Genomic DNA, 13,374 nt, shown 5'->3' on the forward strand with positions numbered 1-13,374 from the left:
CGATCAACCGCATCGATATGGAGGGATTCTAATGTCTATGCTTGACGTTTTACAAGGAAATCGAGGGCTTATGCCAGAGCATTATAAGACACTGACGGTTGCTGACATGGAGCAGCGAGTGGCCGAGCTGAAACAAAAATGGGGACCCAAGCTGCTCATACCGGGTCATCACTATCAGAAGGACGAGGTTATTCAGTTTGCTGATATAACAGGAGATTCTCTACAGCTTGCTCAAATGGCTGCACAAAATCAGGAAGCGGAGTTTATTGTATTTTGCGGGGTTCATTTTATGGCGGAGACAGCGGATATGCTGACTACTGATCGACAGACTGTTGTCCTGCCGGATATGCGTGCAGGTTGCTCGATGGCAGATATGGCGAATGTGGAGCAGACAGAACGAGCGTGGAAGCATTTACAGGAGTTGGTAGGAGATACGATCATTCCGTTAACGTATGTAAATTCCACAGCAGAGATCAAAGCCTTTGTAGGACGGCATGGTGGGGCTACCGTGACTTCTTCGAATGCAAAGCAAGTGCTGGAGTGGGCGCTGAAGCAAAAGGAACGTATTTTGTTTTTGCCGGATCAGCATTTAGGTCGCAATACAGCTTACGATCTTGGAATTCCGTTAAATGAAATGGCCGTGTGGAATCCAATGACCGATCAGCTTGAGACTGAACAGGACCCGGCAACTGTAAAAATTATTTTATGGAAAGGACATTGCTCTGTTCATGAAAAGTTTACAGTAGATCATATTCGCAATGTCCGCGAGCGTGATAAGAACATCCGGGTCATCGTTCACCCCGAATGCTCTTATGAGGTCGTACAGCTCGCAGATTGCGCGGGCTCCACAAAATTCATCATTGATACCATTCGCGCGGCAGAGCCGGGAACCCAATGGGCTGTTGGCACAGAAATGAATCTCGTGCAACGAATCAAGCAGCAGTACCCTGAACAGCTGATTGAATCGCTCAATCCCGATATGTGTCCCTGCCTGACCATGAACCGGATCGATCTTCCCCATTTGCTGTGGGCAATGGAGCAGTTTGATCGGGGTGAGCCAGTGGGTGTGATTCGTGTGGATGCTCAGATCAGACAGGATGCTGTACTAGCATTGAATCGTATGCTTGCTATCCGTTAACCTTTTGCTGTTCCAGCGAGAATGCTGCTTGAAATCTTTGGTCTTATTTTAAAGAAGCAGGGAGCTTAACAGCATGTAGACGGTTTCCGCTTTGAATAAATATCATTCCGCCGGATTTGAGCGTTGGACCAAAGGAACGTGAGCCTGTGTTGACAGTAAACACGGGCTTCAAGGTCATCAAATCATAACCATGAAATACGCCATCAGATTGCCCGACATAGACTCCTTTGCCAAATACGTCAGCTTGAACGATCGGATTATCTCCGCCGTAATGAATGAATTGCCCAGAAGCCAGTTTCATGGCAGTTAATCCACTTGTATTAAAATCTTGATAGAACATGCGACCTTCATGAATAGAAAATAAAGGAACAAGTTGATCATAGCCATTTTGCGCCCACTTGCGTGTAGGTTTGCTGTCTGGCTTGTAGTTCCAGAAGTCATAGGAAGCTAGTATCTTTCCCTGAAAGACATAAAGGTCTTTACCGTACAAAAAAGCAGAACCGTATATGCCTCCAGAGTAGAAAGTGCCATCTTTGTTTTCAGCCTCAGTCCATCGGTACTGACGATCTCCTTTGGATTTACCTGTCTTGAGGTCGTACTGTGCGATCGAAACTTTATGGTTTACCGGGTCATCATCAATCATAAACGTGTTGGCTACAGAGTATACGATTCCGTCTTTAACCGCCAGTGGAAAGGAAGTTCTAAAGCTGTCCCAAAGCTTTTTGCCGGTTTTAGCGTCATAGGCATTGATCTGTTCAAAGGTGAGACTGCCTTGTACGTTATAGTTGCGGATAAGCACACCGTCAGTTTCCATTATTTCGCCCAAACCACTGTATGAGTTCTTATCCTCACTGATTTTCCACTTCACCTTGCCACTGACAGCATCAATGGCAGCCGTTTGCACCGATTGCATAATATATATAGTTGGACCAATGTGCTGAATACCATATGCTTCAGTAAATCCCAGCGGAGTGGACCACACTTTCTTGCCAGCTTCTGTAACAGCATAAATAGAACCGCTTCGTGTCATTCCGTAGATGATACCTTTGTTGTACGTTAAAACAGGGGTAAGCTGATCACCATATTGCCACAATTTCCGACCCGAACTGGCCTCAAGGGCAACCAGTCTATGGTTCGAGTCAACCGCGAAAACCTTACCGTTTTCCGCTATTGCTACCGCCTGGTCTGGATATCGGTTTCTATCGATTGGGATAACGGGTAAAGACCAGGAAGGTTTGATCACAGGTGCTTGGATTGAGGTGCTATAAGCGCCGTTACTCATAGAGACCGCAGACGGCTCTGCGCTTGCCTTTTCAGCGAATCCACCGCTGATCAAGGGCAACCCAATGCTGGCTACCGCCAATCCTGTAAACAATGTGCTATGTATCGTTTTTCTCATACGCGCTGGCTCCTTTAATGGTTAATAGGGGAGTAAGGATTTCAGAAAGTCACCTTTGATTAGACTGTAAAAAAAACCAAAAGTTTCATGTTGTATTTGCATTTTGGTTGTTTTGAGCATAAATACTTAAATTCAGTTGCTTGTGTCGAACCTGTATCTCTAATTAAAGATTAGTCGCTTGTCCGGTTTTCGTGCTATAATTGTGGCAACAAACCGAAGGAGGTGAATCCCTTGTTTGAGCTTCAGGACCTACTCCCTTATTTATTTACAATCGGCTTACTGTGCACAGTGACTTATACGTATCTCGCTCATTTGCACGGCAATGTACCCGAATGCTGGGTCGAAGGCGGGCCCGTAAGGTCTCATGCTTCTCCACAGATGCCGATGTCTGCCCGTGGACAGGACATGCCTGTCCGGCTGGCCCGACATATCCGGCGTAAGGAAGCGCCGGATGAAGATGCATCCGATTGTTCTCCCTCGTTGAACGATGGCACAGCCAATCAACGAGGAGGAACATATGAAACGATTCAAGGGATTCACCTTTTGGGGTAAAAAAGAACGGATATTTGGATTAATGGTAGCGTTGGCGGTGGTCATGCTGCTGTCTGGTTGTGGTGCGAATGCTGCGGAGATAAATGCACAGACACCCGGATTTTTTAATCATTACGTGGTGTTCCCGCTTTCTTGGCTTATTCAGCAATTGGCGCAATGGTTTGGTGGAAGCTTTGGGCTGGCGATTATGACTTTGACATTCATTGTCCGGCTGGCCTTACTCCCGCTTATGATGCGTCAAACGCGTGCCCAGCAGGGGATGAAGCGTAAGATGAGCGCCATGCAGCCCGACTTGGACCGAATTAAGAAGAAGTATGAAAACAAGAAAGATACCACCAGCCAGCAGAGTATGCAGCAGGAAATGATGTCGCTTTACAAAGAGCACCAATTCAATCCGCTTAATATTGGTTGTCTGCCTATTCTCATTCAGCTCCCGATCTTGAGCGGTATGTACACTGCAATCCGCTTAACCCCGGAGCTGGCGTCTCACTCCTTCCTATGGTTCCGGCTCGGACAGCCGGACTGGATTTTGGCAATCGTCGTCGCAGTTGTATACTTGGCACAGGCCAAGCTTTCTCAGCTTCAGATGACGCCTGACCAGCGTAAGCAATTTGCGATCATGGGCTATCTTTCACCGATTATGATGGCGGTCTTTTCCTTCAATGCCCCTGCTGCCATGCCATTATATTGGACAGTAAGCGGCACCTTTTTGTTGCTTCAGTCGCTGTGGTTCCGCAGACGCTATCCAATAGAGGAAGCAGAGAGTAAGGTTAAACTTGGAGAAGTCACACCAACAACCTAATTGAAGATGATGTTTGTTTAACTTGGGAATTGCGTTTGTAGTATGCCACGTGTAATCAAAGGATGTCATTCGAGCCGTTTATAAGGCTTGAATGGCGTCCTTTTTTGATGCAGCTTTTTTCGCTGCATACCGCTTGCGATTTTGTAGTCAATATGAAAACTTCAACCACGTCCATAGAACGGTATGCAAATCAAATAAGGGAGGACGAATGCTATTGCATGAGAAGCACGCAAAAAGCATCTGACTATATGCAAAAGCTGAATCGGACAGAAAATGAATTTTCCCGAGGTTTGACTTACATACAATTAAGGAAAGATAATAAACCAGCAGGTTTCATTGAGTATGTGCTGGGTGAACAAGCATGGAGAGCCATTCATGCGGACGGATGCCTTGTGATTCATTGTATATGGATCGGTGTATTGGGTAATGAAATGATAAGGGAAAAGTGGGCAAAGTAAGACCTATTGTAAGCTAATGCTGCACTTTGTTTTATCACGCAATGAAATTATGGAGGAACTATAGAAAATGAAGCAAACATCAACAAAGCTGCCTATTTCCTTGGCTTTGCTCACATGTATAGTATGTGCATTCGGTTTTGGCTTAATCGCATTATGGGTGAGTGACCATCAAGTTCGGCATTTTGATCAGGAAATTATTTCGGTTATTGGACAACTGGATTCGCCCGTCATGACCCGTGTAATGAAATTTTTCACCATGATCGGCAGCGGAATTCCAGTTGTGATCATCATTTTAATGGCCATGTTCGTGCTCTATAGAGTATTAGGACACCGCAGAGAACTGCTTTTTTTGGCGGCTGGTGTATTGGGATCGGTAATGCTGAATACGATACTAAAATTGCTTTTTCAGCGTGCGAGACCGGAGATTAACCGTATTATTGAAGAGAATGGATACAGCTTTCCGAGCGGCCATTCCATGACAGCTTTCAGCATGTACGCGGCGCTGACATTTTTAGTGTGGAAGCATGTTCCTTCTAGGCTGGGGCGTATCCTTCTTATTGTACTCAGTAGCCTACTGATTATAGCAATCGGGACGAGCCGCATTTATTTGGGTGTACATTATCCGAGCGACGTTGTGGGTGGCTACTTTATGAGTGGCTGCTGGATGGCAGCTTGTATTTGGTTTTATCAGCGGTACGAAGAACGACGAATGCTGCCACTTCGCTCCAAATCGAAAGCATAACGGGTAGCATAAATGATGAAGCTTACAAAAAAGCAGACGCTTTAGCGTCTGCTTTTCATTTGGATAGAGGAAGTGTGTTCAGTCATCTTAGTTCTGGCCTGTTGACCAGGCTTGAGCCCCAGCTTCTGCTCCCATTTTTCATAAAATAGAATAGCCGCCTGCATGAAGATGCCAGGAAGCTTCCGGCTTCGAATGAATGTATGAATACCGACGGCACAACCTGCTCCAATAAGCGCACCTGCCAAAATATCCGAGGGATAATGCACTCCGGTCCACACGCGGGATACTGCGATGAATACAGCCAAGATAACCCAGAGACCACGAAATTTTTGATGATGAATCCATAAAATGGTAGCCAGAGCAAACGCTCCAAGTGCATGGTTACTCGGGAATGAAGCATTAGGATCATGATGAATAAGCTGAATGACTGAATGTCCGACAAAAGGCCGATCTCTGTAAAATAAATGTCCAAGGCCCCAACTAATTATAAAGCCGATACCAACCGTTATAACGGCTTCTAAAACCATCATCCGATGCGGCATTTTAAAAGTGAACCAGTAAATCAGCAAAGCCACTCCGAATAAATACGGTGCATATTGCGCCAAGAAAAGCATGGTTCCATTCAAAAAGGCGAGGGAACTAGCCAGTTCATTGATCCAGTGAAATAAAGCATAGTCTACATTAATTAACATGAATAAATTACTCCTTAACATCAAAAAATTGAATAACAAAGTTATATTATAGAGCGACTACACGGATAAAAGCTTAAAATCAAATAAAAAATGAATGTCATTTCCATTACTCATTTGTTTTTTCTATAGAAAATAGGTGGTTTTGCGATGGAAAAGTCGGTGCTGGTTATTGATGATGAAGAGAAGATATCCAGATTGCTTCAGTTGGAGTTATCCCATGAAGGATATGCAGTAGAAATCGCACAGACGGGCAGAGAAGGATTGGAAAAAGCTCTAGCCCGTACATGGGATATCATCATTTTGGATGTAATGCTGCCGGAAATAAACGGGGTCGAGGTGCTGAAGCAGATTCGAAAAGTAGACAATCATACTCCAGTAATTATGGTCACTGCACGTAACACAACTCCTGACAAGGTTTCAGGTCTGGATGAAGGTGCTAATGATTACATTACGAAGCCGTTTGAGATCGAGGAGTTATTAGCGCGGATGCGGGCCAGTATGAGGCATCAAATGGAGCTAACAGCTACCGCTTTACAAGAAGAGGACAAGCCGCCGTCTAGGCTCCAAGTAGACAGCTTGGTGTTGGAACGCAAGACACGGTTAGTGGTGCGGGAGGGCAATCGAATCGAACTGACGCCAAAAGAATATGATCTGCTTCTTTATCTGATGGAGCACAAAAATCAGGTATTGCAGCGGGATCAAATGATTCAGGACGTGTGGGGATTTGATTTTGTAGGTGATACGAATGTCGTAGATGTGTATATCCGGTATGTTCGCAAAAAAATTGATCATGGATACAAAAAGAAATTGATAAAAACCGTGCGCGGCGTTGGGTACTGCATCCGGGAGGAAGACTAGTGAAGCTTCGGACCAAAATAACCCTGCTCAGTTCTATTTTAGTAATGTCAATACTTCTGTTTGTGGATGTCACGGTTCATCTATTGTTCGTCAAAATCGCTACGCGAAATGAAAGAGAAGTGCTGCAAAATAAGTGGACTGAAATTATTGCCGAAACCGGATACACAATGATTCTGAAGAATGCATGGAGTCCCAAACTGAAAGATGAGCTTTCCGGAGACACTACTCTGAGGGTGTTTGATCAGCAATCCCGACTTCTGTATGAAGTAAGTCGTCAGTCCCGCTTTAAGCTGGGCGATATACGTTTTAACATTTCTCAAAGCTCTCAATTGATAGATGTACAGGGGCATAAAATTCTGGTAATCCATCTTCCCGTGCTTTCTCCGGAGGGCAATCAGAAGGGGACGCTGGAGATCGTGGAAAAATGGGATGCACTCGAAACCAATCTCGATATTTTAAATACGATTCTCATCACATCCACTGTCGGGGCCATGTTGCTAAGTTTGGTAGGGAGCACGATTTTGGCGAATGCCATATTGCTGCCGATTTCCAGTAGTATTCAAACGATGCAAGAAATTGAAAGAAGTTTGAAATTCAAAAAAATCCCCGCTGGCAGTCACAATCAAGATGAATTGTCCCAAATGACCGCTACTTTTAACCGAATGATGGAGAGATTAGAAGAAAGCTTTCAGAGCCAGCAGCAGTTTGTTTCAGATGCCTCACATGAGCTGAACACCACACTTATGATTATTGAGGGCTATGCCAACATGCTGCGGCGGTGGGGCACGCGTGACGAGGACATTCGTAAGGAATCCATTGAATCGATCTATGAAGAAACTCAGCGAATGCGTACGATGACACAGCAGTTGCTGACTCTTGCTTCCTCACAGCAGAAAGACCCTAAGCCGCATGAACGGATCGAAATGATCGGTTGTTGTCAACAGGTAGTAGCGCATCTTAAGCCTGTACATGATCGTCAAATTTCTATTTTAACCGAAGAGAAAGAAATTTGGCTGGATGCCAACCTGACAAAAATGAAGCAGTTGCTAGTGATCCTGCTGGATAATGCATTAAAATACAGCTCGGATGAGATCGAAATAGGGTTATCTACAGATGAAAAGGATGTCTATATCCAGGTTAAGGATTATGGGATCGGAATACCTGAGGGCGAGATCAAGCGGGTCTTTGAACGATTTTATCGGGTAGATAGCTCCAGGCATCGTAAAACCGGAGGGACCGGTCTGGGGTTGCCGATTGCCAAGGCAATTACAGATGCCCATCAGGGTACGATACGCATGGAGAGCGTAGAAGGAGAAGGAACGGTAGTCATCGTCACGTTACCCCAAAGACAACAGGAAAGGCTGTCCCTCCAGTAGAAATATCTACTCGCGGAACAGCCCTTTTATTGTTACTTGTAAGTTAAGCATTCGGTAGATGGGAATCATCTAAAATTTATGCTAAAGGACACGACGTGCTGTTGTGTAATTGCGACTCCACCATCCCGAATTTAGATCCGTAACCGTTACGCCGCCTTTACCATACGTATGCAGAATTTTGCCGTTCCCCATGTAAATGGCTACATGATGAATTGGTGCATAGAAAAAGACCAAATCGCCTTTTTTCAGCTGACTACGTGGTACGAAAGTGCCAACAGTTGATTGCTGTCTGGAAGAACGCGGAAGCTTGATGCCATTTTGTGCAAATACATATTGAGTGAATGATGAGCAGTCAAAAGAGCTTGTATTGCCAGCTGGGGCTCCATGTTGATAACGCACGCCCATATACTGGGAGCCTTTAGAAATAATCCGATCAGCTTTACTTGCCGAAGCAGCATGAGTGGTGGCTGGTCCAACGACGAAGCTCCCTGCGCTCAATGCCAAAGTCATAGTAAAGCAAATACCCATCCACAATTTTTTAGAAGTACGTTTCATATATAAATTCCTCCGTTATTCGTATTGTGTTGATGTCCTGAAATGACAATAACACAAATAAAATGACCGGAATTTACCACTCATGGTTACAAACCTGTAACCCCAACGCTTTGTCCTCATTTATTAGAAAACGATGAGAATTTTCTCCTAATTTTGGCTTGACAATTTGTCTACACTCCACTTATAGATAGGCTCGTATGACAAAAAGCGACTTGCAGACGATTGGCACAAGCAATCACGCAAAATATACATACCTATATACTACAATTTATAACCTGTACGGGAGTATGTTCTGATTCCCGTTGACATTGTAAGGATCACACCGTATTTCCGGTCAGGAAGGGGAATTCGTATGGCTTCAAAGCACAATAAAGTACTCAAAAAACGGCGTCTAACCATTGTTCAGGTCATTTCCAACTATCCCGATGCACAGCCGGTACCCTCCAACAAAGGCGGAACGGAAAAGGTCGTGCATGAATTAACTGAGGAATTGGTGAGACGAGGGCATCATGTATCTCTTTTTGCCGCCCGTGGGAGCAGGAGTAGCGCGCGGTTGATTACCTATCCCAAGGGTTTGAAGCATAGTCAGATCCCCCAATATGTCCTCCGACATATGCCTTCCAACACACATATCATTCATGATCATACTTTTCGTTCTTCTGTGGGGCGTAGGAAGCTGCCTTGTCCATCAGTATGCACCGTTCATCTTCCAGTGAAGAGACACGGTAAAAACCCGGTATACGTCAGTAAACGAGCACGTCAGCTGATGGGCAAGGGCAAAGGATTTTATATCTATAATGGTATCAACACACATGAATACGAGTTCAGCAGTGAGAAGCGTGGATACTTGCTGTTTATGGGCAGAATTATACGAGATAAAGGTGTATTGCAGGCCATTCAGGTTGCAGAACAAACAGGAAAAAAACTGTTTATTGCGGGTCCTATCAAAGCTCCAGAATTTTTCCGTAAAGAGATTCAGAAACGAATTCAGCGCAATCCGAATATACGCTATGTGGGGGCAGTTGGAGGCGATCAGAAACAGAAGTTGCTGAAACATGCAGAGTGTCTGTTGTTTCCGACATTGTGGGAAGAGCCATTCGGACTCGTTATGGTTGAGGCCATGGCTTGTGGAACACCGGTGCTGGCATTAAAAAATGGCTCCGTCCCCGAGGTACTATCGGGCTTTCCACAGTTGATTTGCAAATCGGTTAGCCAAATGGCACGAAAAGCACAGCAAAAGAACTACCCGTCACCAGCGAAGCTGCGTTTGTATGTGACTCAAAGATTTACCAACAAACAGATGACCAGTAACTACTTAAGACTATACCGTGAAATCATCCGTCGGCGAGAACAGAAGAGAGGACAACGGCAGCCTATACGGAGGTGAAGGGGATGCAGGTCAAACGATATATGCTCGGAAAGGGCTCTTGGGCAACTTCTTGTTATATAGCTACAGGGGGACAAAAAGGGCCGTGTGTGATGGTGGTGGCGGGAATACATGGTAAAGAAATAGCAAGCATACGAGCTGCTGAGAAACTGGTAAAGCTTTTGAATCAGCAAAAGCTTCAATTTAGCCAGGGTAAGCTTATAATTGTACCGATTGTAAATCAAGAGGCTTACCGCAAACGGATTAGAGGAATACCTGATCTTAATCGAACCTTTCCGCGCAAAAAAAAGCAGCTGGCAACACACCCACTTTCCGCTGCTCTATTCAAATTAACACAAAAGCATCAACCTAAATGGTATCTCGACTTGCATGAGGCCAACGGATTGTCACAAAAGGATGCCAAGGTGCTTGGTCAAACGCTAATCTCCAACAAGGCCAATCCGGTGGTTCCTGCAGTTCGTCGGGTTATTAAGCGAATGAATCGCTCCATCCAGGTGAGCGACCGACATTTCAACATTAGGCTGCATGAGCTTCCAGGTTCCTCCCGCACCGCTGCAGCCCGTATTTTAGGTGCACGCGCGGTTACCGTGGAAACGGGTTGGAGCCTGCCCAAGAAAGTACGCATACACTATCAGTTGGAGATCGTCCGGCATTTTTTAAAAGAAGCCGGAATAGTCAAAGGCAACGAGGTATTTTTATCTGTCAAAGTTAGAACTGTTACCTCAAGAAAATATGGCATCACAAAATAAAATCGCTTCTGGAGCAAGGATTTTTCACCTTGCTCAGGAGCGATTTTTTATGTGCAACCTTCGTTCAGAATCTGTAGCGTGCTGATGTTATATCTGAGGATTTTGCAAAAATCCAATAAGCGACTTCCAATGAACAATATATAGATTGAAATGGTCTAGTTCGTCTATATATTGCACTTTGGAGCGACTGGAATCAAATTTTGCAAAATCCTGATCTATGTGTTGTCAGGCCTCGGATTTATAGAAGGCGTTCACCAAGCTGTTCCCCAGACGTACCTCAATCAGCTCCAGTGGTGTATCCAGATCGGCACGGATCGTGTGATACGTATCAACCGGAATGCTAAATACAGAACCGCTTGCCGCAGCAAAACGTTCTCCGTTCAGCATGACCTCCCCCCGACCGGACACAATCGTCCATACTTTAAGTCCACTGCCGTGAATACGGCCATTCAAGCGGTGATCTGGCAGTACCGTCAGCCGTATGGCCAGTATATCGTGCAGACTCCGATGATCAAATTCGTCCAGCACCCGGTAACTGCCCCAAGAGGTTTCACCATGCATGGGGTGAAGTTGAAGTTTACCTAGCTGCTCCTTGATTACGTGGGCATGGCTCTTGGACGCAATGAGAATGCCATCGGGACTCGCAGCAGCAATAATATCTTCCACGCCAATGACATGAAGTGGATAGGGCAGCTCATTGACGATATGCGTACCATGAGTCTGCCCACTGATCTGTCCACGCCCGATCACTTGGCTGCTTAGCTGCTCTGTTAGGGTCTGCCAGTTGCCGATGTCCTGCCATTCGCCATCGTAGGGCAGGACGATGGCATGTTCGGCACGCTCTGCAATCTCTTCGTCGAAACTGCGAACCGGGAGGCTATCATACATCGCGCATAATGCTTTATCGTTCAGCGGCAAATCACTTCGCTCCATACAGGACAGCATATACCGTAACGTAAAAGCGTAAACACCACAGTTCCACAGCGCGCCCTGATGAATAAGCTGTTGTGCTCCGGCGAGATCCGGCTTTTCTGTGAAGCGAGCAACTTGCGCATAGGAAGTTTTCCCTTCCCGTATCATTTGCAGACCCGGTACGACATAGCCGTATTGGTCGGAGGGATGAGTGGGCCTTGTCCCAAGCATAGCCAGATCGGCTCCGCTCTCAAGCAATAAATCGGAGAGCGCTGCTATGCTATGGAAAAAATCCTCCCCTGCAAACATGTCCGCTGGAGCAATGCAGAGAACTTCATCCAGCCCCGTGCGTCTGGTGTGAAAATAAGCAGCTGCCAGTGCAGCAGCGGTGAAGGTTCCCCGTTTGGCAGGCTCGCCCAGAACGGGCAGACGACCTTCTGTATGGCGAAAGGCTAGATTTACCTGACTCCGATGAGCCAGAAGCAGGGCAGAGGAATCCAGCCCGGCTAAGGTAAGCTGACGGTACACCCGGCCGAGCATAGATTCCTTTCGCCCGTCAGGAGCGGACAACAACCGGAGAAACAGCTTCGACCGGATTTCGTTGGATAGTGGCCATAGCCGTTTTCCGGCACCACCGCATAACAATACGATGCGCACGGACGTTTCCTCCTTCAATGCAGATCCATTTTGGACTGCATCATTTTGCAGGATTTTAAAAACTATTTTAGCGATGATTCAATCTTTGTTTTTGGAGCAAGCTGGTACACCTTACGTTGATGAAAAGATAAGGAGCGATAGCTCTTGGCCAAGACATCCAATTGTTTTTGCGACAGGGAAGAAGCCCGACTATGAAGCGCTTTATTCATTGACTTGCGCAAAATCATCCGAGAGGGTTGATTGCTGTATAGATAGTTGGCATACGTTTCATATTCAGAAAACCCAAACTGTTTTGTCCGGTCTATACTGTGGATAATGGCGTTGTACCAAGGTTTTCCATGTCGTGCCTCGATAACTTGCTTGAGCTGGGTAAGCCGCGCTTTTTCAAAAAGCATATAGTGAGTAACAAAGGACTTTGGTGAGGGAGCTTTAACGCCCATCAGCTTGTGATAGGTGCGAAAATACTCAGGCTGACTCCAGCTACGATAGTAAAAAATCGTTTTTCCGTCTTTACGGAACGTATGTGGACGAACCAAAATCGTATCCGCGTCAATGACGAGAAAAAAAGAGGCTTTACTGATTTTGTCGCCATTCATTTTGAGCAATTGTTGATACAGCCAGCCTGAGCGGTTCCAGCGCGTTGTCCCGTAATGAATATGTTTTTTGGTGATGGGCAGCACCGTTTTTTCGTCAATAAATGTACATTTCTTGTTTGCGCACAGACGGCGAATCCCGGTGCTTTGTGGTGAAACGATATAAATAGTTCCAATTCGGTGCTGCACGTGACGGCGCAGACTGTCAATCACCAGTGGTAGTGTGGCAATATCTTTATCAATTGCGGGAATCAGAACATCGATTGTAAGGGAACCCTTCCGTGGCCCATCCGATTGCGCTGACATGTTATTCACTCCCTATATGTGCAAATATACGCTCCCAGCGTCTCCCAATATCGTATGCTTGGACAGGCGTTTTCGACCGGGCAAGGCCAAACGTCCATTTCTATGCAGGACAGGGCTAATGAAGCTTCGAATGGGGAGTTAGCGCATACGATAGATTGATCTTTTTTAACAGGAGCGTTCTACCTGAGAGTAGAGAGG

General features: G+C 45.8%; 14 protein-coding genes. 9 read left to right on the forward strand and 5 right to left on the reverse strand.

Annotated elements, in window-relative coordinates; genetic code table 11:
- The first annotated feature begins 31 nt into the window (after positions 1 to 31).
- Positions 32 to 1,138 (forward strand): quinolinate synthase NadA, encoded by a 1,107-nt coding sequence (nadA, locus tag AC5ELV_RS22685; protein WP_493431982.1) that lies wholly within the window; start codon positions 32 to 34, stop codon positions 1,136 to 1,138.
- Positions 1,139 to 1,181: 43 nt separating this feature from the next.
- Here the strand turns inward: nadA and AC5ELV_RS22690 are convergent, their stop codons facing one another.
- The gene (locus tag AC5ELV_RS22690; protein WP_493431983.1) at positions 1,182 to 2,537 is read right to left on the reverse strand and encodes an outer membrane protein assembly factor BamB family protein; all 1,356 of its coding nucleotides are present in this window, start codon (positions 2,535 to 2,537) and stop codon (positions 1,182 to 1,184) included.
- Positions 2,538 to 2,759: 222 nt separating this feature from the next.
- Between AC5ELV_RS22690 and AC5ELV_RS22695 the strand changes: the two genes are divergently transcribed.
- The 4 genes from AC5ELV_RS22695 to AC5ELV_RS22710 all read left to right on the forward strand — a co-directional run bounded on the left by AC5ELV_RS22695 (position 2,760) and on the right by AC5ELV_RS22710 (position 5,091).
- Positions 2,760 to 3,089 (forward strand): hypothetical protein, encoded by a 330-nt coding sequence (locus tag AC5ELV_RS22695; RefSeq protein ID WP_223830783.1) that lies wholly within the window; start codon positions 2,760 to 2,762, stop codon positions 3,087 to 3,089.
- A complete protein-coding gene (yidC, locus tag AC5ELV_RS22700) occupies positions 3,055 to 3,891 on the forward strand; it encodes a membrane protein insertase YidC (RefSeq protein ID WP_493431984.1) in 837 nt (278 codons plus the stop codon). The genes AC5ELV_RS22695 and yidC overlap by 35 nt, the downstream gene beginning before the upstream one ends.
- 218 nt (positions 3,892 to 4,109) lie before the next feature.
- On the forward strand, positions 4,110 to 4,349 hold the full coding sequence (locus AC5ELV_RS22705; RefSeq protein ID WP_493431985.1) for a hypothetical protein: 240 nt from the start codon (positions 4,110 to 4,112) through the stop codon (positions 4,347 to 4,349).
- A gap of 67 nt (positions 4,350 to 4,416) precedes the next feature.
- Complete coding sequence (locus tag AC5ELV_RS22710) at positions 4,417 to 5,091, forward strand: phosphatase PAP2 family protein (RefSeq protein ID WP_493431986.1); 675 nt, start codon at positions 4,417 to 4,419, stop codon at positions 5,089 to 5,091.
- Positions 5,092 to 5,132: 41 nt separating this feature from the next.
- Here AC5ELV_RS22710 and AC5ELV_RS22715 read toward each other — a convergent pair whose 3' ends face one another.
- A complete protein-coding gene (locus AC5ELV_RS22715; RefSeq protein WP_493431987.1) occupies positions 5,133 to 5,783 on the reverse strand; it encodes an undecaprenyl-diphosphatase in 651 nt (216 codons plus the stop codon).
- A gap of 147 nt (positions 5,784 to 5,930) precedes the next feature.
- On the opposite strand from AC5ELV_RS22715, the gene AC5ELV_RS22720 reads away from it, so the two are divergent.
- Both AC5ELV_RS22720 and AC5ELV_RS22725 read left to right on the forward strand, forming a co-directional pair.
- Positions 5,931 to 6,641, forward strand: a complete 711-nt coding sequence (locus AC5ELV_RS22720) for a response regulator transcription factor (RefSeq protein ID WP_493431988.1) — start codon at positions 5,931 to 5,933, stop codon at positions 6,639 to 6,641.
- Positions 6,641 to 8,017, forward strand: coding sequence for a sensor histidine kinase (locus tag AC5ELV_RS22725; protein WP_493431989.1), 1,377 nt, complete (start codon positions 6,641 to 6,643; stop codon positions 8,015 to 8,017). Before AC5ELV_RS22720 ends, AC5ELV_RS22725 begins: the two co-directional genes overlap by 1 nt.
- An 81-nt stretch (positions 8,018 to 8,098) precedes the next feature.
- Here AC5ELV_RS22725 and AC5ELV_RS22730 read toward each other — a convergent pair whose 3' ends face one another.
- Positions 8,099 to 8,572, reverse strand: a complete 474-nt coding sequence (locus AC5ELV_RS22730; RefSeq protein WP_493431990.1) for a C40 family peptidase — start codon at positions 8,570 to 8,572, stop codon at positions 8,099 to 8,101.
- Between the two features lie 352 nt (positions 8,573 to 8,924).
- On the opposite strand from AC5ELV_RS22730, the gene AC5ELV_RS22735 reads away from it, so the two are divergent.
- Both AC5ELV_RS22735 and AC5ELV_RS22740 read left to right on the forward strand, forming a co-directional pair.
- On the forward strand, positions 8,925 to 9,959 hold the full coding sequence (locus AC5ELV_RS22735) for a glycosyltransferase family 4 protein (RefSeq protein ID WP_493431991.1): 1,035 nt from the start codon (positions 8,925 to 8,927) through the stop codon (positions 9,957 to 9,959).
- A 5-nt stretch (positions 9,960 to 9,964) separates the two neighbouring features.
- The gene (locus AC5ELV_RS22740; protein WP_493431992.1) at positions 9,965 to 10,708 is read left to right on the forward strand and encodes a succinylglutamate desuccinylase/aspartoacylase family protein; all 744 of its coding nucleotides are present in this window, start codon (positions 9,965 to 9,967) and stop codon (positions 10,706 to 10,708) included.
- A 225-nt stretch (positions 10,709 to 10,933) separates the two neighbouring features.
- Here AC5ELV_RS22740 and AC5ELV_RS22745 read toward each other — a convergent pair whose 3' ends face one another.
- Both AC5ELV_RS22745 and AC5ELV_RS22750 read right to left on the reverse strand, forming a co-directional pair.
- The gene (locus tag AC5ELV_RS22745) at positions 10,934 to 12,277 is read right to left on the reverse strand and encodes a sugar phosphate nucleotidyltransferase (protein ID WP_493431993.1); all 1,344 of its coding nucleotides are present in this window, start codon (positions 12,275 to 12,277) and stop codon (positions 10,934 to 10,936) included.
- Between the two features lie 62 nt (positions 12,278 to 12,339).
- The gene (locus AC5ELV_RS22750; RefSeq protein ID WP_493431994.1) at positions 12,340 to 13,176 is read right to left on the reverse strand and encodes a DUF6492 family protein; all 837 of its coding nucleotides are present in this window, start codon (positions 13,174 to 13,176) and stop codon (positions 12,340 to 12,342) included.
- Between the last annotated feature and the right edge of the window lie 198 nt (positions 13,177 to 13,374).

This window comes from Paenibacillus sp. NMA1017 (genome assembly GCF_058895805.1).